This window comes from Sorangium sp. So ce375 (assembly GCF_051473855.1).
Classification (GTDB): Bacteria; Myxococcota_A; Polyangia; order Polyangiales; family Polyangiaceae; genus Sorangium.
On record NZ_CP150335.1, the window covers coordinates 9,330,327 to 9,348,896 of the forward strand.

General features: G+C 72.3%; 19 protein-coding genes. 3 read left to right on the top strand and 16 right to left on the bottom strand.

What is annotated here, in order from left to right:
• Positions 1-64 precede the first annotated feature (64 nt).
• From WME90_RS34750 to WME90_RS34765, 4 genes are read right to left on the bottom strand one after another with little or no spacing between them, the layout of a single operon-like run.
• Positions 65-505 carry a hypothetical protein gene (locus tag WME90_RS34750; RefSeq protein WP_437276352.1) on the bottom strand — a complete coding sequence of 147 codons (441 nt, stop codon included), beginning with the start codon at positions 503-505 and terminating at the stop codon, positions 65-67.
• 8 nt (positions 506-513) lie between these two features.
• The gene (locus WME90_RS34755) at positions 514-1,338 is read right to left on the bottom strand and encodes a hypothetical protein (RefSeq protein ID WP_437276353.1); all 825 of its coding nucleotides are present in this window, start codon (positions 1,336-1,338) and stop codon (positions 514-516) included.
• Positions 1,329-3,380, bottom strand: a complete 2,052-nt coding sequence (locus WME90_RS34760) for a hypothetical protein (RefSeq protein WP_437276354.1) — start codon at positions 3,378-3,380, stop codon at positions 1,329-1,331. The genes WME90_RS34755 and WME90_RS34760 overlap by 10 nt, the downstream gene beginning before the upstream one ends.
• 13 nt (positions 3,381-3,393) lie before the next feature.
• Positions 3,394-4,047 carry a peptidoglycan-binding protein gene (locus WME90_RS34765; protein WP_437276355.1) on the bottom strand — a complete coding sequence of 218 codons (654 nt, stop codon included), beginning with the start codon at positions 4,045-4,047 and terminating at the stop codon, positions 3,394-3,396.
• 245 nt (positions 4,048-4,292) lie between these two features.
• Here WME90_RS34765 and WME90_RS34770 point away from each other — a divergent pair, with 245 nt between their 5' ends.
• A complete protein-coding gene (locus tag WME90_RS34770; protein WP_437276356.1) occupies positions 4,293-4,862 on the top strand; it encodes a hypothetical protein in 570 nt (189 codons plus the stop codon).
• Between the two features lie 59 nt (positions 4,863-4,921).
• On the opposite strand, the gene WME90_RS34775 is transcribed toward WME90_RS34770, so the two are convergent.
• The 3 genes from WME90_RS34775 to WME90_RS34785 form a co-directional block, all read right to left on the bottom strand.
• Positions 4,922-5,656: a ferritin-like domain-containing protein gene (locus WME90_RS34775; protein ID WP_437276357.1), complete on the bottom strand. Its 735-nt coding sequence runs from the start codon at positions 5,654-5,656 to the stop codon at positions 4,922-4,924.
• Positions 5,653-6,312: a hypothetical protein gene (locus WME90_RS34780; protein ID WP_437276358.1), complete on the bottom strand. Its 660-nt coding sequence runs from the start codon at positions 6,310-6,312 to the stop codon at positions 5,653-5,655. Before WME90_RS34780 ends, WME90_RS34775 begins: the two co-directional genes overlap by 4 nt.
• Positions 6,313-6,509: 197 nt before the next feature.
• Positions 6,510-7,445: an AraC family transcriptional regulator gene (locus WME90_RS34785; protein WP_437276359.1), complete on the bottom strand. Its 936-nt coding sequence runs from the start codon at positions 7,443-7,445 to the stop codon at positions 6,510-6,512.
• A 92-nt stretch (positions 7,446-7,537) separates the two neighbouring features.
• Between WME90_RS34785 and WME90_RS34790 the strand changes: the two genes are divergently transcribed.
• Entirely contained in the window at positions 7,538-8,419 is an 882-nt protein-coding gene (locus tag WME90_RS34790; protein WP_437276360.1) for an NAD-dependent epimerase/dehydratase family protein, read from the top strand.
• A gap of 11 nt (positions 8,420-8,430) precedes the next feature.
• On the opposite strand, the gene WME90_RS34795 is transcribed toward WME90_RS34790, so the two are convergent.
• The 6 genes from WME90_RS34795 to WME90_RS34820 are packed head-to-tail and all read right to left on the bottom strand — an operon-like array spanning position 8,431 to position 14,123.
• Positions 8,431-9,699 (bottom strand): MFS transporter, encoded by a 1,269-nt coding sequence (locus WME90_RS34795; RefSeq protein ID WP_437276361.1) that lies wholly within the window; start codon positions 9,697-9,699, stop codon positions 8,431-8,433.
• Positions 9,696-10,106, bottom strand: coding sequence for a hypothetical protein (locus tag WME90_RS34800; RefSeq protein ID WP_437276362.1), 411 nt, complete (start codon positions 10,104-10,106; stop codon positions 9,696-9,698). Before WME90_RS34800 ends, WME90_RS34795 begins: the two co-directional genes overlap by 4 nt.
• 2 nt (positions 10,107-10,108) lie before the next feature.
• Positions 10,109-10,735 (bottom strand): YdcF family protein, encoded by a 627-nt coding sequence (locus WME90_RS34805; protein ID WP_437276363.1) that lies wholly within the window; start codon positions 10,733-10,735, stop codon positions 10,109-10,111.
• Between the two features lie 24 nt (positions 10,736-10,759).
• The gene (locus WME90_RS34810; RefSeq protein WP_437276364.1) at positions 10,760-11,926 is read right to left on the bottom strand and encodes a DegT/DnrJ/EryC1/StrS family aminotransferase; all 1,167 of its coding nucleotides are present in this window, start codon (positions 11,924-11,926) and stop codon (positions 10,760-10,762) included.
• Positions 11,923-12,711 carry a WecB/TagA/CpsF family glycosyltransferase gene (locus WME90_RS34815; RefSeq protein WP_437276365.1) on the bottom strand — a complete coding sequence of 263 codons (789 nt, stop codon included), beginning with the start codon at positions 12,709-12,711 and terminating at the stop codon, positions 11,923-11,925. The genes WME90_RS34810 and WME90_RS34815 overlap by 4 nt, the downstream gene beginning before the upstream one ends.
• Positions 12,708-14,123 (bottom strand): radical SAM protein, encoded by a 1,416-nt coding sequence (locus WME90_RS34820; protein ID WP_437276366.1) that lies wholly within the window; start codon positions 14,121-14,123, stop codon positions 12,708-12,710. Before WME90_RS34820 ends, WME90_RS34815 begins: the two co-directional genes overlap by 4 nt.
• Positions 14,124-14,314: 191 nt before the next feature.
• Here WME90_RS34820 and WME90_RS34825 point away from each other — a divergent pair, with 191 nt between their 5' ends.
• Positions 14,315-15,580, top strand: coding sequence for an oligosaccharide flippase family protein (locus WME90_RS34825; protein WP_437276367.1), 1,266 nt, complete (start codon positions 14,315-14,317; stop codon positions 15,578-15,580).
• Positions 15,581-15,631: 51 nt separating this feature from the next.
• Here the strand turns inward: WME90_RS34825 and WME90_RS34830 are convergent, their stop codons facing one another.
• The 3 genes from WME90_RS34830 to WME90_RS34840 all read right to left on the bottom strand — a co-directional run bounded on the left by WME90_RS34830 (position 15,632) and on the right by WME90_RS34840 (position 18,464).
• Complete coding sequence (locus tag WME90_RS34830; protein WP_437276368.1) at positions 15,632-16,519, bottom strand: sugar transferase; 888 nt, start codon at positions 16,517-16,519, stop codon at positions 15,632-15,634.
• Positions 16,520-16,582: 63 nt separating this feature from the next.
• The gene (locus WME90_RS34835; RefSeq protein ID WP_437276369.1) at positions 16,583-17,383 is read right to left on the bottom strand and encodes an SDR family NAD(P)-dependent oxidoreductase; all 801 of its coding nucleotides are present in this window, start codon (positions 17,381-17,383) and stop codon (positions 16,583-16,585) included.
• Positions 17,376-18,464, bottom strand: a complete 1,089-nt coding sequence (locus WME90_RS34840) for a radical SAM protein (RefSeq protein ID WP_437276370.1) — start codon at positions 18,462-18,464, stop codon at positions 17,376-17,378. The genes WME90_RS34835 and WME90_RS34840 overlap by 8 nt, the downstream gene beginning before the upstream one ends.
• Positions 18,465-18,570 lie beyond the last annotated feature (106 nt).

The following is an 18,570-nucleotide window of genomic DNA, read 5'->3' on the forward strand; positions in this document are numbered from 1 at the left end:
GTGCTTCCACGACAGCTCCATCGCTGTGTGCCCTGGAGCTCCTGCTCGCGTGTCCCGAGCTCCTTCACTCGCACTGGGGCGGCGACGGCGCGAAGCACTCCCCCGCGGCGTTGCAGTACGTCCTGCCGCACTTGAGCTTCGGCTTCGCATCGGGCGACGGGCCGCGCGCGCCCGGCGAGGGCTTCCTGATCCCCGCGGCGCCCATGGACGGCGCAGCGCTCGCGGGCTGCGCGGGAGCGGGTGCAGTGCCCGGCGGCGCGGCGGTCCCGGACTGCGCGGGAGCGGGTGCAGTGCCCGGCGGCGCGGCGGTCCCGGGCGCGGTCGCCACCTCGGGCGTCTCGGTAACGGCCCCGGGCGCCGTCGCTGCGACCCCGGGCGCCGCCGCGACGCCGGACGCGTCCGGCGCCGCTCGGTCGGGCGCCGGCGCCTGGGAGCGACCGCAACCGGAGCTCGAGAACGCCGCGAACCCCAGGGCCACGGCGCCGACCCACGCTCGTGGGCTCATCCTGTTCATCACCGATGGCTCCGCGCCCACGCGATCTCGCTCTGCCCGGCCGCGATCGCGTCCATCCACGCCGCGAGCCCCGGATACGCCGCCTTCACCTGCAGCGCGTACCCGGCGAACGCCCCGGGATCTCGCGCGGCCTGAAGCTCCGCGGCGAGCCCGCACGCCTCGGGCGTGAACACGCCGCCGAGCACGCGGAGCCGCGCCGGGTCGATGGCGTCGAGCTCCTCCGGGCCGTGAATCAGGTACTTCATGAGCCTCAGGTACCGCAGCGGATCGCCCGGATCGGCGGGCGGCGCGAGCCGGGTCGGATCGGACGGCGGCCGGCGGAGCCAGCGCCCGAACGAGCCGGCCGCCTCGACCTCGGGCCGGAGCTCGTCGAGCGACGCGCGCTCCGCGGCCGTGGGCTCCCGGAAGCTCAGCCGTCCGCGGCCGCTCGCGGCGACGTGCGGCGGGGCTCCGTAGAGCAGCACGCCGTCAACCTCCCCCGCCGCCAGATCGTCCGGCAGAAGCTCGGCGATCTCCACGAGGAGCCGGCGGACCTCGCCGGCCCGCAGGCGGAAGCTCGGCGCCGAGAGATCGGGATCCACCACGGCCGTAGGCGCCTCCTCGAAGAACGGCTCCGCCTCGCCCGGCCGCCATAGCCTGATGCCCACCGCGCCCCGCAGCGCCGCGGGCGACGGCAGCGGTAGCCGCATGAGCGACGCGCCCGGGGGCACGCTGCCGATCGTGATGCCCACGAACATCGGAAAGCCGAGCACGTACTCCGGCTCGACATCGATGCCTACGAGGGCCGGGCCCGGAGGAGTGATGTCCGGCGCGCTCACTTCCACGCGAGCCCCTTGTTGTCCTCGAGGTGGACCCGCCTCACCTCCTTGAGGTGCCTGCCGCAGACGTCGCTGCCGGTCTTCCCGGACGTCCCCCGGATGAGGTCGCGCTTGTCGTCCAGCATCCAGTTGGGCCTGTAGTTCATGCAGCAAGTCTTGTCCCGCGGCGCGCGGAAGTCGAAGTACCCGCACTTGTGCGGCATACCGAACGCGTGGACGAGCTCATGAACGATGGTCCCGACGATGCGGCCGCGGTACGTCGGCTTTGGCAGGCCGGTGCCCGCGTCGCGGTAGCCGCTGTGGTGCGTGAACATGATGGTCCGGCCGGCGAAGTACTCCTTGCCCTTGGCCGTCACGGTGGGGCTGATACCGGCGGTGTAGAAGGCGCCCGGGTTGAACAGCTTGGCCTTCACGTTCGCCGCCATCCCGTAGCCGCCGGGGGTCACGGCGCCGCCCTTCTTCCGGAACCTGGGCGAGTAGTTGAACCGCACCTTGTACGCATGCGCGATCGACCCGTCGCCCGCCGTGAAGTCCGGCTGAGCGTCGTGCTCCACGATCCAGCAGCGCGTGATCGGGCCGGCCGCCGTCGTCTCGGTCTGTACGCTGAACAGGTTGAAAGCGACCGTCTCCGCGCCGGAGGTCAGCTCGGCGAAATCCACATCGGGGAACGTCCCTGGAACCTCGAAGAACTCGAAGAGGTTGGCGCCCGCGCCGGCGCTCTTCAGCTCGACGTCCCCCTCGAAGACCTTATCGCCCTTCTTGATCGGCAGAGGGTGCGGCTCCATCGCCGAGATGACGCAGAACCAGCCGGGGTTCGACTTGTTCGAGAACACCTTGTTCACGTAGGCCACGCACTCGGTCTCGAGGTCGTCGTCCTTGGGCGCCATGTGCGGCTGGTCCGGCACCTCCTTCTCCGGCTCGCAGTCGAGCTGGACACAGCACGGCTCGAACGGCACGGGCACCTCGTCCATGGGCAGGACGAACGCGCTCTTCATGCGGATGGACTCGACCCGGATCCGGTGCCACATCGTCATGATGCCGGTCTCGGCGCCGAACCCCTCCACGTGAGTTGCAGCGTCGATGTCCGCCCGGAGGAGGAAGTTGTCCCCGGCCGTGTCCGGGCAGTGGAAGACGACCTTGCTCTCGTCGCCGACGATCGCCGTCTTCGCCTCGGTCGCAGCCGCGGACGCGAGCGCGAAGCCGGCGACCGCCTCCCAGGGCGGGCTCTTCGCTGGCTTGCCCTCGTTGTCGGCCGCGCGCGAGCCCTGGTGGTTGCCGGCGGCGTCATAGTCCTTCTTGTCGACGTACACCCCCCACGCGGCGTGAAAGCCGGGATCGTCGTTCGTCGGGTCGTCCGGCTCGACGACCGTCCACCGGATCTTCGCGTCCGCGGGGAGCTTCCCCCGCTGGACCGTCACCTTGGCGGTGAGCTGGATGAGCTGTTTGTCCTTGGTCCAGCTCCCGTCGAGGCCGCTGTTGAGGTACACCCGGCCGAGGTGGTCCTGGCTCGTGTACCCGGGCCTCGCCTCGGCGCGCTTCACCCCCGGCGCGCCCGGCGAGACGGGCGCGTGAAGCCCCAGGATCTCCGTGATGGAGACGAGCACGGTGTTCGGCACGCGCAGCGTCGCGCGCGTCTTCTCCCCCTCGGCGACGCGGGGCACGGGCGCCGCGCCCGGCGCGGCGGGCACCTCGCGCGTGAGCACGTCGCAGCGCAGGAGCGGACCTCCGCCGAGCTCGTGGACCCGGGTCGGGTAGGGGCTGCTGAGGCTGCCCGTCACGGCGCCGAGGCGCTTCGGGCCGGCGTCGCCTTGATCGTCCCAGATCTCGACGGCGACCGGGATCGCCCCGTTCGCGGCGACCTCGCGCTTCCACGGGACCGCCTCCGCCGTCAGATCGATCTCCCTGGCGCCAGCCGGGATCGGCTTGCTGCGCCCGAAGCGCCGCCCGGCGATGAAGCCCAGGGCATACGGCTTCTTCGCGCCGGCGATCAGCCCGTCGACGCCGAGGACCTTCTGGAGGGTGATCGTGACCGCGGCCGTCTGTGCCATTCGTTCCTTCTCGTCACGCGCCGTCGTGGCGTTTCAGGAGCTTCGCGCGCGTCGCGTCGTCGAGGACCCCGGTCGGCGCCAGCCCCGACGCCGACTGGTACCACGCCACCGCATTGGCCAGCTCGGGCCCGTCCTTGCCGTCCACCTCGCGCGAGAAATAGCCGAGGTTCTTGAGGCGCCCCTGGACCCCGCTCGGGACCTCGATGGGATCGAGGTGCCCGAGCTTCAGCGCCCAGGTGACCCCGCCGGCGCGCGCCGTCTCGTTGCCCGGCGTGTCCGGCCAGGCCGCGAGTTCGGCGTCCTCCAGGTCGGCGGGGATGGGGTGCTCGATGGGGCTCTTGCCGTCCGTCGTCCCGGCGATGACGACGTCGCGGTACGTCAGCTCGTACGCGAACGGCTCCTCGACCTCGAGGAGGAGGCGGAGCATCGTCTTCGGGACCTTGACCGTGAAGACGTGCTTCCCGCCCGTCGGGACCTCGACCTCCTTGGGCGCCGCGTCCGGGATGATGAGCACGTCGCCCGGATAGATGAGGTTCGGGTTGGGGCGCTTCTTCTTGAACTCGGCGTTGTCAGGATGGTTGTAGATGACCCGCCAGTCGGAGAAGCCGTACTTCGCGGCGATGCTCGAGAGGCACTCTCCCTGTCGGACAACATGCTGGTGGGGCATCGGTCATCCAATCATCCCGCAGCGAGCACCCGCGAACACGCGATGCGACGAGCACCGTAGCTCGCCCGAGCGGCGCCCTCAAGCGCCGCGAAGGGGCGGCGCGCACGGCCGCGAGGAGCGGGGGTGACTCGGAGGCGCGACGGCCAAGGCCACGCGCATCGAGGCCCTGACCCGCTCCTGACTCGCGCTTGACTTCCCCCCGCGCGGCGTGGTGCCATGGAGGCCAGGGGCGAATCGAGAACGCCATGCACCACCGCTGGGGTTTCGGCTGCTTCCCTGACAAGGTGTGGATCGCGCGGCGGTATGACGCGCCGTTGCCGGACGGGGCCAAGGCCCTTCCTCCGCTGGAAGCGACGTCACGGCTGCAGGCGTGGCTCGCCGACGCCGTCCACGGCAGGGTGCTCCTCGCCGAGATCGGCGAGGCGCTCGGCTTTCCGGTGTCGACGGGGCCTGGGCTCGATCCGAGGGCGCTCGGAGCGCGGTTGCGGGAGGCGTTCCTCGACGGCAGCCTCTACGCCTACCGGATGCCGTCCGTCTCTTCCGGCGCGCGCCTCGCGCCGCCCGAGCTGCCCGAGCTCGACGCGCCAGAGCCTGCGGCCAAGGAGGAAAAGACATGGGTCGGGATTCAGCTCATGGACGATGGGGACCCGCCGCGACCCGTCCCGTTCAAGAGATACCGTATCGAGCTGCCGGACCGCTCCGTTCGCGAGGGACTGCTCGATCAAAACGGCCAGGCCCTGATCCTTGGCATCGATGCCGGGACATGCAAGATATCGTTCCCTCAGCTCCACGCGGACGACTGGCGGTCCACCTAGGCGAGGCGCGCGTCGCCCTCCGGGCGCTGGTCTGGCCCGGGGTGCTCTTGCGGCGACGATCAGCAGTCGAAGAAGCGGCGGAGCCCCGGGCGGATGACCTCCTCGATGGTCTCATCGAGCAACACCCGGGCTTTCAGGCCGCTGCACAGCCCGAGCTGCTCCCCGTCCGGCGGGGCGTCGTGGAGCGGCAAGTGCGCGTGCTCGTGCTGCACGAGGTGCCGGAACGCGACGGGCAAGTAGCGCTCGATCGCCTTCCGCTCCGCCGAGGAGAGCTCCGGCGCGACCAGCTCGAGCAGGCGCCAGCCGAAGCGGGCGTGTCCGACCTCGTCGGCATAGATGCGCGTCAGCAGATCGAGCAGCGGGCCGGGCGGCATCTCCAGCCGCTCGGCGCCGATCAGGGCCACGGCCACCGTCTCGCTCATGCAGCAGACGTGGATCACGTTGCGAAGGGCCGCGGCGCGGGGGGGCGCGTCGCGGTGCAAAGGGAACTCCGGGCGCTCGGGGACGCGCGCGGTCGCCGCCCCGCCGAGGGCCTCGACAACGGCGCCGCAGAGGATCCCGTGACGGCGCTCCTCGTCAGCGAAGCCCCGGCACGCGTCGGCGAGCTCCGGCGGGAAGCTCGCCTCGGCGAGCTGGCTCGCGAGCGCCTCGAACACGGCCGACGACGCGTGCTCGTTCACCATCCGCGCGTGCCAGGTGCGGATCGCCGACGGGAACAGCGCTGCGGGATACCCGCTCACGTCGAAGGCACGCGCGCGCGACTCGGCGCGGAGATCGAGCGGCGCGGCGTTCATACGACCTCCAGCGCGGCGTCGGCGTCGAGCGCCGGCGGGACCGGCGGGCCCCAGGGCGTGCAGAACGTCTGCGTATAGAGCTCCTCCTCGGGAGCGACAACATCGCCGAAACAGCAGGCTTGCCGGACGGGCTCGGCCTCTCTGTAGGAGATGGCATTGGCACCCACGCCCACGATCAGCGCCGTGCAGCAGTTCACGAAGGACGCGTCGTCGACGAGGGCCGCCCGCTGCTCCTCGGAGAACCCCGCCCCGGGGGCGGGCACGCGCTGCGCCGTGTAGTCGAGGCAGCAGTCGAGCTCCGCGCGAGGGCGAGCCTCCTTGTCGTCGAGGTTCACCTGCTCGGCGCACGCGAGCCCGGTCGGCGCCGGCGGCGAGCCCCCGGAGCCGCCCGCGCCGCCCTCCTCGGGCGTCGGGACGACCCCAGCCCCCGTCGACGCTGCCCCACCGCCGCCGGCCGTCGCGCCGCCGCTGGCCGTCGCGCCGACACCGGCCGTCGCACCGCCGCCGGCTGGATCCGGCTCGCCCGGCGCTTCGGCCGGGAGCTCCTCATCGGGATCCAGCGGCGAGGACTGCCCGCCAGAGACGTAATTTCCGTTGCAGCCCGCCAGAGCGCCGCAGGCCAGCGCTCCCAGCGCGACCTTCGCTGCTGCACGCAATGCTGCCCGTCTCGTCTCCTCACGCATAAGCTCTCCTCCAGTAAGATTGTCTATTTTCCTCGCAGCGCACCCGCCGCGGCGCGAGCCGAGCGCTCGGCCCATGTGCACCAGTGTAGGCGCGCAGCACAGCAAATAAAATGTGCATTTTCCGAACACCATTGAACCGAAATTCAGAACAATGGCGCCGTGGGATCAGCTCAGGAGCGCGGCTCTCCGCCTCCGGATCGGTACGCCCCCGGCGGGACACCGACCTCCCGGCGAAACGCGACATTGAAGGCCGCCTCGTCCCGGTAGCCCACGGACGACGCCACCTCGGCGAGCGCGAGCCCGGGGCGCTCTCGCAGCGTCTCCTTCGCGAGCTCCATGCGCCAGCGCGTCAGGTGACGGAGCGGGCCCTCTCCCACGTGCTCGCGGAAGGCGAGGGCGAAGCCCGAGCGGCTCATGCCGGCCTCCCGCGCGAGCGAGGCCACGGTCCACGCGCGGGCCGGGGCCTGGTAGAGCGCGTCCAGGGCGCGGGCGACGCGCTCGTCCGCGAGCGCCGCGCGAAAAGAGCCGGGAGGCGCGGGGCGCTCGAGCTCCGCGCGGATCGCCTGCAGCAGGAGCAGCTCGGCGAAGCGAGCGGCCATGATCGGCGCGCCCGGCCGCCGGCCGCGCACCTCGTCGCGGATGCCGTCCAGGAGCCGGCCGAGACCGGGCACCGGCTCGCCGGCCCCGCCGTCGAGGAGCACCACCGAAGGCAGCGCGCGGAGCAGCAGCGACCGGCCGGCGCCGGCGACGTGCATCGCGGCGCAGAGGACCACCGTCCTCGCGCCGTCGCCGCCCAGCCGGCGCCGCACCGTCTGCACGCCCGGCCGAGGAGGCGAGAGCCAGCGCTCCTCGTCGACGACGGCTGCCCCCGGCCGGTGCCTCAGGCAGTGGGGGACGCCGTGCGGCAAGAGCAGCAGATCGCCTCGACAGACGCGGATCTCCCGGCCGCCCTCCTCGAGCCACATCTCGCCTTCGAGGACGTGGTGGAGCAAGACGAGCTCTCGCCGGCCGACGCGGGCCCCCCACGGCGCGCCGAGCTCGACGCGGCCGAAGAGGCTGGTCTCGATGCGCACGTGGCGGAGCAGCGCTGTCAGGACATCGGGCATTGGACGATCACAAAAGAGCGATGGACTCTATCACATGGAGGGCCCGCGGGTCGGTCGCTAGGTTTTGGCCACCGATTCACGAGGAGGCAGACATGGATGTTTTCATCACCGGCGCGAGCGGCTTCATCGGCTCTGCGGTCGCCCGCGCCCTGGTCGCGCGCGGGCACCGGGTGCGCGGGCTCGCGCGCAGCGACGCGTCGGCAGCGAAGGTGCGGGCCGCTGGCGCAGAGCCGATCCGGGGGAGCCTGTCGCAGCTCGACGTGCTCGCGCGCGCGGCGGCGGCCGGCGACGGGGTGGTGCACACCGCGGCGACGACAGGCGAGGATCGCCCGGCCACGGACGAGGCGGCGGTCACGGCGATGCTCTCGGCCATGAACGGCGGCGTCTTCATCACGACGACCGGGGCGCCGCGCGCGCGATCCTCGCGGGCGCCCGTGCCCGAGGAGGAGAGCGTCAACCCCGGTGGAGCGCTCGAATGGCTCGTCGCGGCCGAGTCGCGCGTGCTCGGCGCGAAGGGTGTCCGCGGTGTGGTCGTGCGGCCGCCCATCGTCTATGGCGATGGCGGAGGTCCGGTGGCGGGCCTCGTGCGCGGCGCGCGCGCGGCGGGGGCGGCGCGTTATATCGACGATGGCGAAAACCGCTGGTCCACCGTCCACGTGCGGGATCTGGCGGTGGCCTACGCGATGCTGCTCGCGTCGGACGCGAGGGGCGTATTCCATGCCGCCGAGGCGTCGCCCGAGCCCATGGCGGCGCTCTTCGCGGCGATAGGCGACGCCGCTGGCGTCCCCGTGGGCTCGTGGAGCCTCGCGGAGGCTCTGGCAACGCAAGGCCCCCTCGCCGGCTTCCTGGCCATGGACGCCGCCCTCGACGCGACAAAGCTGCGCGGCCTCGGCTGGTCGCCGGAGGTCGGAGAGGCGCTCGGTGGAATACGCGGCGCCCTACGCGACCCAGCGCAGGGGTATCGGACCCCCTGAGCCGCGTCGACTCACGTCGGAGCGCCGTCGCGCGCGGCGTTCGCCGCCGGCCCCTCCCCTCCCCGCTTGCTGTCGATGGCGAGCAGCGAGATATACGACAAGGCACAGACAACGAGGCTGCCGAACACGAGCATCGGCAGCGAGTAGGCCAGCCTCTCCAGGCCCGCTCCCTCGATCAGCTTTCCGGTGAGGGCCGGGAGGACCATGCCACCGAGGCTGTCGCCGACCAGCACCAGCCCCGTCGCGAACGCCGTCATGGGCACGATCTGCCCCGCGAGCGTGAAGCCGCTGGGCCAGAGCGGCGCCATGAAGAGCCCGAGCCCGAGCGCGACGCTCCACAAGAGCGCGCTCGTGGGCGGCACGAGCACCATCAGCGCGGACAGCACGAGACAGCCGGCCAGCGCGCCTGGGATGACCTGCCGCGGCGTGAAGCGGATCGCCACAGGGATCGAGATCAGCCTCCCGATCGTGAACGAGAGCCAGAACCCCGAGGTGAGGTATGCGGCCCCGGCCGCCGAGACGACACCCAGCGTCAGGGCATAGGTGTAGATCCAGCTCCCGAACGAGATCTCCCCTCCGACGTAGGCGAACAGGTACAGCACCGCGACGAGCACCGGAAGGAGGCGCAGCGAGCGATCCCCGCCCTGCGCCGCGGCGTCCTTCCCGGTCTTCTCCCGAGGCTCGGGACAGTGTCGCATCGAGAGCACGCTCACGGCGATGAGGGCCGAGACGACGGCCACGGCCCAGTACGCCGCGCGGTAGCCGCCCCAGGCGCCCGGCACGCGCGCGACAAGGAGCGGCGACACGAACGCGCCCAGCCCGAAGCAGAAGTGCAGCCCGTTCATGTAGGGGCTGACCTTCTCCCCGTGCGTCCAGAGGAGCAGCGCGTTCGCGCCCGTGTTGACAAGCCCCTCCCCGAGACCCCGACAGAACGCCAGGACCACGAGGAGCCATAACCACGGGACGGTCGGGATCACAGCGACGCACGCGGCGGCGAGCAGGTGCGCTCCCCCGAGCAGGGTGTGCCCGTGCACGCGATCGAACAGCTTGCCTCCCCAGAGCGTACCGAGCGTGTAGCCAACCCCCCCGCCGAGGAACAGCGAGCCCATGTCCCCGACGCGAGAGCCCGTCTGCAGCGCCAGGTCCGGCAAGGTCGGCCCGGTGATCGCCGTGATGAGACCCAGACAGATGAAGAGCCCGTAATAGCCGGCCGTCTGGCGCAGCGCCCGGTCGCTCCACCGGCTCGAAACCGGACGCTCCTCCACGGCTGCAATGCTCATCGTTTCACTCCTTTTACCCCATGCAGGGGCTCGTGTGCCGGCCCCGGCGCGGCCGGGTCTGCAGAGGGCTCGTCGGCGCGCGAGGCGCCGGCCGAGCGCTCCCGCTGGTGCTCGATGCGCCACGCCTCGAAGGCCAGCGCCTGGAGCGCGGACAGGACGAGGACGGAGACGTCGGTGTTGACGTAGAGCCAGATGAACCCCAGCCCGAGCCCACGCACGAGCAGGGCCACCCCCGCCCCGACGGCGACGTTGCCGCCCCAGAACAGGAGGCACACGCCCACGCAGCGGATCGCGCGCCGGAGCGCGGGCGGCAAGAGGCGGGCGCGCATCCCCAGGCGGCGCCCCGCCGCGTAGGCCGCGCAGGACGTGGCGGCGACCACGCCCAGGATGTAGAGCGCGTCCGACATCGCTACGCCTCCCCGCGGAGCCGAGCCAGCGCGCGCGCCGCGAGCTCCTGGAGCAGCCGGCCGATCGCCGAGAGGCGCGCCCCGGGGGCGTTCGACGTCGGCGAGCCCTCCGGGACGGGCGCGGCGAGGACCTCGAAGCCCGCGCGCTCGAAGAGGCGGCGCGCGCGAACGATGCGGTGCGCGCCGGTGACGAGCAGGATCCTCCTTGCGCCCCTGGGCAGCAGGAGCTCCGCGCTGCGCTGGGCTTCCACCGCGGTCGTCAGCCCTCGCGTCTCCGTGAGCAGGGCCGACGGGGGCACGCCGAGGCCCTGCGCGAGGCGGGCGCGCGACTCGGCCTCGCTGGCCGGCCCGTTGCGGCAGCCGAGCATCAGCACGAGCGGCGCTCGCCCCTCACGGTACAGCGCGACGGCCTCGACGGCGCGCCGGTGGGAATCCTCCGGCAGCCGCCCGTCCGGATCGACGTCCGCGCCGAGGACGACAACGGCGTCGGCCTGCCCGGCGTCGGGCGCCGACGCCAACCAGCGATCGAGCGGCGCGGCCACCGGGGTGAACGCGGCGACGGCGAAGGCCAGAAGCCCGACCACGCCGACCGCGGTGCTCAGGCGGTCCCACGCTTCTTCCATGCGCATGGCGTCGGATCCCCGGAAGAGCCCCTACGTGGCACGCAGGAGCGCGGACCTCGGAGCGCGAGCGAGCGGCCGCCGCGCCTCCACTTCCTCCGCGACGCCGTGGATGGCGGCCTCGATACGCTCGAGCGTCTCCTCGCTCATCCTGCCGTGCAGCGGTAGGCAGACCTGGCCCGCGCAGAGCCGGTCCGTGCTCGGGAGGGCGACGCTCGCGGGGAAGCAGCTGAGCTCGTGCAGCGGCGGGTAGAAGTACCGGCGCGCCTCGACGCCGCGCCGCGCGAAGGCCGCGATCACCTCGTCGATCGGGGCGTCGATCAACGCGACCCCGAGGTTCTGTCCGTTGGGGTTCACGCCCTGCGGGATGTGCTGGGTGCGGTACACCTGCGGGTGCCGGGACAGGGCCGCTCGCAGCCGGTCCAGGTACGTCCGCCTGCGGGCGAGCGCCTCCGGAAGCCGGCGGAGCGACGCGAGCGCCAGGGCGGCGCGCAGCTCGTCCAGCTTGGCGTTCATCCCCGGGACCGACGCCGAGAGCGGCTGCGCGAGCCCGTGGTTGCGCAGCCGGCGCATCGCCGCGCTCACCTCCCGGTCCGGGGAGACGACAACGCCGCCCTCCGCGGCCACGAGGACCTTTGTGGCGTGCAGCGAGTAGGTCGTCGCGGTGAGGAGCGCCTCGGCCTCCCGGCTCGCCGTCTCGGTGCCCATGCCGTGCGCGTCGTCGTAGATCACGGCCGCGCCCGCCGCGCGGGCCTGGCGCGCGATGGCGCCCAGATCCGGAGGGACGCCGAACACGTTGACCGGGAGGACCAACGTCGCGTCGTGCTCGGCGAGCAAGCGACGCAGGTGCTCCGGATCCATCGTCCAGGTCTCCGGGTCGATGTCGCAGAAGACCGGCGCGAAGCCCGCGTGCACCGCGGCGTTGAGCGTCGCGATGAAGGTGAAGGCGGGGAGGATCGCCTTGCCCCGCCGCACCGCCGCGGCCTCGATGGCGAGGCTGATCGCGACGGCGCCGTTCGAGACGGCGACGGCCTCCTCGACGCCGAGGAACGCCGCGATCGCGCGCTCGAAGCCCTCCGCGAGCGGGCCGCCGTTGCTCAGCCGCCCCGTTCGGAGGACGTCGGCGATCTGCGCGGCGATCGCGTCCGGATCGTCCACCTGCGGCAAGACCATGGGGATGAGGGGGCGCTGGTCGCTCATGTTTGTCTCTCCGGACGAAGGCGCTGGTGGACGACGCGGCCGATGAACTCCGGGATGCCGAGCAGGTAGCGCCGCCACAGCCGCCGCGGCTCGACCACCAGGCGGTAGAGCCACTGGACGTGGTTCCGGCGCACCCAGTCGGGTGGGTAGGCGACGGCCCCGGCCACCTGATCCAGCAGCCCGCCCATACACCAGGTGGCGCGCACCTGGAGCGCCGCGAGGTGCTGGCTCACCCAGAGCTCCTGCTTGGGCGGGCCGAGGCCGACGATGAGCAAGGCGGCGCCCGAGCCGTTGATTTTCTCGACCACCGCCGCCTCTTCCTCGGGGGCGAAGTACCCGTGATGAACGCCGGCGACCCGCAGCCCCGGACGCTGCGCGACGAGGCGGCGCGCGACCTCGTCGGCGATCCCGGGCGCGCCGCCGAGCAAAAAGACCGAGGCCCCGCGCTGGGCGCAGAGGTCCACGACCCGGCCCAGCTCGCTCGGCCCCACGTTGATCCGCTCCGGGCAAGGGCCGCCCAGCAGCCGAGCCGCCCACACCACCCCGATGCCGTCGGCGTACACGACGTCGGCCTGGGAAACCGAGGCGCGGTACGGCGCCTCGCGCGCCGCCAGCGTGGCGCAGTGGGCGTTCACGTAGGTGTAGTAGTCCGATCTGGAGCCGCTCTCTCCATTCTCTTGCAGGGCCTTGCCCAGGCGGAGCAGCAGCTGCTCGAACGAGAGCCGTGTGACGGGGACCCCGAGGACGTCGATCCGGGGCGCGATCGAGGGCGGATCGAAGGTCATGCCGCGCCCCTGGCCGGCGCCACCTTGTCCTGCGCGCCGATGAACGCGCGCGGATCGGTGACCGGGCCGCGATCGAGCACGGGCCGCGCCTCGTCGGTGCCGAACATCGCGACGTAGTCGCCGTGGAACCCGTCGCAGATGTCGCGGAGCGCGCAGCTCCGGCACCCCGCGCCCTTCTGGTAGCCGTTGTGCTCGACGCGGTTCAGCGCGTCGTGGCGGTAGGCGGCGTCGCGATCCCCGCGGCGGCGGAGGAGCCGGTAGGACAGCCCTTCCAGCTTCCTCATCATGGGGCCGAGGCGCGGGTTCGTGTCTGCGCGGAGCAGCCGGCCCCGGAGGTCGAGCGCGTCCGCCAGGCGGAGGAGCGGCTGCCGGAGCGGGCCGAGGCGCGGCCGCGCGCCGAGCGGAACGGGCGGCGACACCTCGCCCGCCCGCATCCGCTGCGGGCCTTTGTTGGTCCACGTCCAGCTCGCGAAATCCCACTCGTGCGGGTCGTACGAGAGCTGCTGGTAGTTGTACACCGAAGGCCAGTGGCGCTCGGGGACGATGCAGTGGGGCAGGTAGCGGACGTTCGCCTCCACGCCGGCCTGCGCGAGCACGTCCAGCGCCTCGTCGAGCGGGCCCTTGAGATCGGCGTAGCGAGGCACGTTCTCCGCGGTGCGGGCGCCCTCCTTGCGCTGATCCGCGAAGGGGTTGAAGGCGAGGAAGTTGACGGCGCGCGCCCCCACCTCCACCGAGAGCTTCGCGATCGCCGGGAGCTGCGGCACCGCGAGCTTCGACATCACGCAGTTCACGCGGAACGGCACCCCGAGCGCGACGAGGTGGTTCAGCGCGCGCATCTGCCGCACGTGCGCGCCGCTCACGCCCACCGCCAGGTCGTGCGCCTTCCCGAGCCCCTGGACGCTGACGAGGAAGTCGGCGACGCCGGAGTCCTTGAACTGCTGCGCCTTGTCGCGCTTGTCGAGCACCAGCGCGTTCGTGATGAGCGTCGGCGCAAGGCCGATCCCGGCGCAGTACCTGACCAGGGCGTGGATGTCGCGCCAGATGGTCGGCTCGCCGCCCTGGATGTCGATCGCATCGTTCCCGTAGAACTCGACGAGGGTCCGGCAGATCTCCTGCGCCTTCTCCAGCGACATGAACGGGTGCTCGGGGTGCTCCTTGTCCTCGATCCGATCGAGGAAGTAGCAGAAGTGGCAGCGGAGGTTGCACGTCTGCCCGAGCCACAGCACCCCGCGGCGCGTGAGCTCTCGGGTCTGGCCGTGCGACCGCGGCGCGGCGGCCGGGCGCGTGGCCGGCACCGCCAGGGCGAGGGCCCGCTCGAGCAGGATCTCCGGCGGCTCGATGTCCGCCGAGACCAGCGATTCCTTCCGCCTGAGCTGCACCAACGAAACGTTGCCATCCGTGCTGGTCTTCACGTGGTCCTCTCCTGGCTTCGATCCTTCACGCGTGGCGCGCGGAGCGCGGCACACGCGACACACGCGACACACGAGCGCGCGCCTCTCCGCCAGGCGGGTCCGCTGGCGGGAAGTTGAACCGCGCCGCGATCAGAGCGATAGGGGAGCGCCATGCGCGCGCGTCGACCTCCGGTGAAGGATCTCCTCCATCCATGACGTCGTCGGCGCTCCGCGAGGACGCTCCGCCTCCGGCGAGGCGGAGCCTCTCGGGCAGCATGGCGCTGAAGACCGCGAGCGATCTCGTCTCGCGCGGCGTCCGCATGCTCCTCGCCGTGGTCGCCGCGCGGCTCCTGGGGCCGGCGGGCTTCGGCGACTACAGCTACGCCTTCGCCGTGGGCTTCCTGCTGGGCGAGCTCTCGGACCTCGGCCTGCACCTCTTCATCGCGCGGGAGGTGGCCCGGGATCCCGGCGCTCCCATCGGCCCGTTCGTGCGCCTCAAGCTCGTCGTGACGCTGGCCGCCGGCGCCGTCGGGCTCGTGGTGGGCCTCCTCGCGGGCGCGGGCTCGCCGCGCCGCACGCTCGTGTGGCTGCTGACGGCGGCATGGCTGATGGCCTCGTTCGTCGAGATGCTCCACCAGGTGTTCCGCGGGCACCAGCGGATGGAGCGCGAGGTGCTGGTATCGGTCACCATGGCGGTCGCGTCCTTCGGGCTCGGGACGGGGGCGCTGCTCTCGGGGCTCGGCGCGCTCGGCCTGGCGTGGGCCCTCGTCGCGGGCCACCTCGTCGCCCTCACGCTGGCCCTGGCCCTCGCCGCCCAGCTCCTCGATCGGCGCCAGTGGTCCGGCGAGGGCGCGACGCTCCCGCAGGGCTTCCTCCGCGAGGCCGGGCCGCTCGCCGTGGTGATGCTCGCCAGCCCCCTCTACTTCCAGATCGATCTCCTGATGCTCGGCTGGATGAGCACCCCCCAGGCGGTCGGCGACATGAGCGCGGTCCAGCGCGTGATCGGCGGCGCCATGATGCTGCCTGGCGTCGTGCGCGCGGCCGTCTTCCCCGCCTTCGTCGCCAGCCGCTCCGCGAGCGCCCGCAGGCGCCTCGCCACGTTCACCTTCCTCGGGCTCATGGCCTCGGGCGCGCTCATGAGCGCCGCGGTGTGGTGGATGGGCGGCCCGCTCGTCCGCCTCGTGTTCGGCCCCGAGTACGCGAGCGCCGTGCTGCCGCTCCAGCTCCTGACGACGGCGCTCGTGTGGATGGTGCCGGAGTTCGCCATCGGCCCGATGCTGTTCGCCACGGGCCAGCAGCGCCCGTACGCGGCGCTCTGGGCGGCGAGCGTGCTCCTCATCGCGGCCGCGGACGTGTGGGCGGTGCCGGCGCACGGCGCCGCCGGCGCGGCCGCGGTGAAGCTCGTGGTCACGCTCGGCCTCGTGGCCGGCGAGGTGATCGTCCTCTTTCGCGTCAGAACCCACCTTGGGGTCCCTTGAGCGGCCGAGGAGCGGGCCCTTCGCGGCGTCGTCGATCGCCCGGCGCACGGCTCAGTAGCTCCCCACCCCGAAGACCATGCGCAGCGGCGTGACGGCCATGATCTTCAGGTCGCCCCAGAAGCTGGCGTTGGCCAGGTAGTAGATGTCGAGGATGACGCTCTGGTCGAAGGTGACCTGGTTGCGCGCCGTGACCTGCCACAGGCCGGTGATCCCGGGCCGGCCGTCGCTGCGGAGGCGGTGCCACGGCTTGAGCGCGTCGAACTCCGCCATCGGATAAGGCCTCGGCCCCACGAGGGCCATGTCGCCCGTGAGGACGTGGAGGAGCTGCGGGATCTCGTCGAGGCACAGCCAGCGCAGTAAGCCGCCGAGCCGCGTGATGCGCGGATCCCTGGGGTGCTTGGGGATGACGACCCCGTCGTCGCGCACGAAGCCTGGGATCTCGCCGCGGATGACCGAGAGCCGCGCGGCGTCGCCCTTGTCCTCGCCGTCCCGGCGCTGCGCCCGCATCGTCCGGAACTTGAAGAACGAGAACGGCTTCCCGCCCAGCCCTGCGCGCGGGGCGACGTGGAACGCCCCGCCCGGGGACTCGAGGCGGATCATCAGCGCGATCGAGAGCCACAGCGGCGCGCCCCCGAGCAGCACCGTCAGGGCCACGAGCTTCTCGACGGCCCGGGTGGCCGCGGCGTCGAGGCCGCCCCGCTCGCCCGCGCCGAACCGGACCACCGGGATCCCCTCCGCGGTCCGCTCGGACAGGCCGAGGCGCGCCGCCAGCCACTCGAGATCCCGCGAGGCGATCGAGACGGCCTGCGCCCGCCCGCGCGCCCGCTGCAGCACCTCCCCCACCGCGTCGAGGCCCTCGACGGCGATGGGAGCGCCCGGATCCACCGGAGGAGGCGGCGCGGTGTCACTGCGAGCGAAGGACGTCGTTGCACAGGTCAAGGAAACCTCCTGGTCGTGTCCGGTCCGGCGTCGCGGCGGCTCCCCCGCCCTGCCGGTCCCGCCTCAGCCCTCTCCCAGCTGCTCCCCGAACGCCCGGCGCGTCCGCCACCGCGCCCACGTAGGAAAGAGCTCGCCCACCGCGCTGCGGAGGCGGAGCCGCAGCGGAGCGCCGCCCTGCGCCCTCGGCTCGCGCCAGAGCGCGGCCACGCTCTCGGCGACCCGGTCCACGGGGACGCCGCCGCCCTCGGGCCGGGACACCGAGCCCCGGCGCCGCCGCTCGTCCTCGTGCAGGCCCGTGTCCACCCAGCCCGGGTGCACCTGGGAGACCCGGATCCCCCGGGGCGCGAGCTCGAGCTCGAGCGCGTCGCTGAGGCCACGGACGGCGAACTTCGTGGCGCAGTAGACGCTCTTCATCGGCACGGCGCGGAACGAGACCTCGGAGCCGACGTTGATGATGTGGCCTCCGCTGGCCCCCATCGCCTGCGCCGCGTGCCGGCAGCCGAGGATGACGCCGAGGAGGTTGGTGCGGACGATCGCCTCGACGTCCTCGAGCGCCATCTCGTCGAGGCGCCCGTAGCCCTCCCGGGCGGCGTTGTTGACGACGACGTCGACCCCGCCGAGGAACGCGCGCGCCGCGCCGAAGAAGGCGCGCTGGGAGGCGTCGTCGCCGACGTCCACCGCGCGCGTGCCGAGCCGGGGGCCCGCGCCCGCCGGCGCGGCGCTCTGCTGCAGCGCGAGGAGCGCGCCCTCGCCCCGCGCGCCGGCGAACACCCGGTGCCCCTCCGCGAGCGCGCGCGCCACGATGGCGCGCCCGATCCCGCGCGAGCCGCCGAGCACGACGATGGCGAGCGCCCGCTCAGGCACGCGCGACCCGCGACAGCAGATCTCGCCCCAGGCTGCGCACGAGGAGCTGCTCGCTGCTCACGAGGTGCTGCTGGTTGAGCCACGGCGCCGCGCAGGCGAAGCAGCCGTGATCGTGGAGGTGCTCCCACGCGGCCCGGACGCCGACCTCGAGCACGCTCTTGGCGGGGAAGTCCGCGAGCCGCTGGTTGCACGGATACATCCGGCCGTCTCCGTCGATGAAGGCGTAGTACCGGCCCGCGCTGCACGGGAGGTACGGGAAGCGCCCTCGCCGCTCCTCCCGTGTGACGCGATCCCCGCCGTGGTGTTGCCACCACAGCGCCATGTTCTCCCAGACGCGCTCGCGGAAGACCAGGGGCGCCCCCCGGCGCTTGTGGGCGAGCAGCGCGTCCGAGAGGGCCTGGCGCTCGCCGGAATCGAGGGAGTTGTCGCCGTGCACGCGCAGCTGCCGATCGGACTGCGGCGCATAACTCATGACGATCTCGAGCCGCGCGCCGAAGCGGCCCGCCAGATCGAGGAGCCAGGGCACCTGGTCCTTGTTCCGGCGGTTCAGCACCGCCTTCACGATAAGCGGAATGCCGCGCGCCTGGCACGCCCCGAGCGCCTCCATGGCGACGGCGAACGTCCCCTGGCCGCGATTCAAATCGTTGATCGGCTCCGGACCGTCCACGCTCACGACGATCGAGCTCAGCTTGTCGAGCTCATCCAAGCGCTCCTTGACGCGGAATCCGCTGGTGACCATTCCGACCGAGATCCCTCGGCTCACCGCCCGCTCGACGATGCGGCCGATGGATTTGTGCAGCATCGGCTCGCCGCCCGTGAGCGTCAGGACCGCCGTCCCGAGCGCCGCCGCCTCGTCCACGATGGCGCACAGCTGCTCGACCTTGAGCTGCCCGATGCCGTCATGTCGGTGATGGTAGTCGCCGTAGCAATACTCGCAACTCAGGTGACACCGGTTGGTAACACAAACATCCACCCAGACGGGACGCGCCTCCCGGGCGAGCTTTGCGCGGAGGAGCGAACCCAGGTAGCGAGGTGAGCGGTGCACGCTCGGCATGATAAGGAACTCGCCTCCGGATGTCATCCGGTCTTTGTAATTACATTTTCCTATGGTAAGGGTCTCTCGACAAATCGAGGCGTCACGCGCCCAGAGCTCTTACCGAAAAGCGCGTTAAGGAGGTATTTTTCCG

What these genes read in the sequence shown, in the direction of transcription:
- WME90_RS34750 (WP_437276352.1), bottom strand. Translation starts at nt 505, where the DNA reads ATGAGCCCACGAGCGTGGGTCGGCGCCGTGGCCCTGGGGTTCGCGGCG.
- WME90_RS34760 (WP_437276354.1), bottom strand. Translation starts at nt 3,380, where the DNA reads ATGGCACAGACGGCCGCGGTCACGATCACCCTCCAGAAGGTCCTCGGC.
- WME90_RS34765 (WP_437276355.1), bottom strand. Translation starts at nt 4,047, where the DNA reads ATGCCCCACCAGCATGTTGTCCGACAGGGAGAGTGCCTCTCGAGCATC.
- WME90_RS34770 (WP_437276356.1), top strand. Translation starts at nt 4,293, where the DNA reads ATGCACCACCGCTGGGGTTTCGGCTGCTTCCCTGACAAGGTGTGGATC.
- WME90_RS34775 (WP_437276357.1), bottom strand. Translation starts at nt 5,656, where the DNA reads ATGAACGCCGCGCCGCTCGATCTCCGCGCCGAGTCGCGCGCGCGTGCC.
- WME90_RS34785 (WP_437276359.1), bottom strand. Translation starts at nt 7,445, where the DNA reads ATGCCCGATGTCCTGACAGCGCTGCTCCGCCACGTGCGCATCGAGACC.
- WME90_RS34790 (WP_437276360.1), top strand. Translation starts at nt 7,538, where the DNA reads ATGGATGTTTTCATCACCGGCGCGAGCGGCTTCATCGGCTCTGCGGTC.
- WME90_RS34795 (WP_437276361.1), bottom strand. Translation starts at nt 9,699, where the DNA reads ATGAGCATTGCAGCCGTGGAGGAGCGTCCGGTTTCGAGCCGGTGGAGC.
- WME90_RS34800 (WP_437276362.1), bottom strand. Translation starts at nt 10,106, where the DNA reads ATGTCGGACGCGCTCTACATCCTGGGCGTGGTCGCCGCCACGTCCTGC.
- WME90_RS34805 (WP_437276363.1), bottom strand. Translation starts at nt 10,735, where the DNA reads ATGCGCATGGAAGAAGCGTGGGACCGCCTGAGCACCGCGGTCGGCGTG.
- WME90_RS34810 (WP_437276364.1), bottom strand. Translation starts at nt 11,926, where the DNA reads ATGAGCGACCAGCGCCCCCTCATCCCCATGGTCTTGCCGCAGGTGGAC.
- WME90_RS34815 (WP_437276365.1), bottom strand. Translation starts at nt 12,711, where the DNA reads ATGACCTTCGATCCGCCCTCGATCGCGCCCCGGATCGACGTCCTCGGG.
- WME90_RS34825 (WP_437276367.1), top strand. Translation starts at nt 14,315, where the DNA reads ATGACGTCGTCGGCGCTCCGCGAGGACGCTCCGCCTCCGGCGAGGCGG.
- WME90_RS34840 (WP_437276370.1), bottom strand. Translation starts at nt 18,464, where the DNA reads ATGACATCCGGAGGCGAGTTCCTTATCATGCCGAGCGTGCACCGCTCA.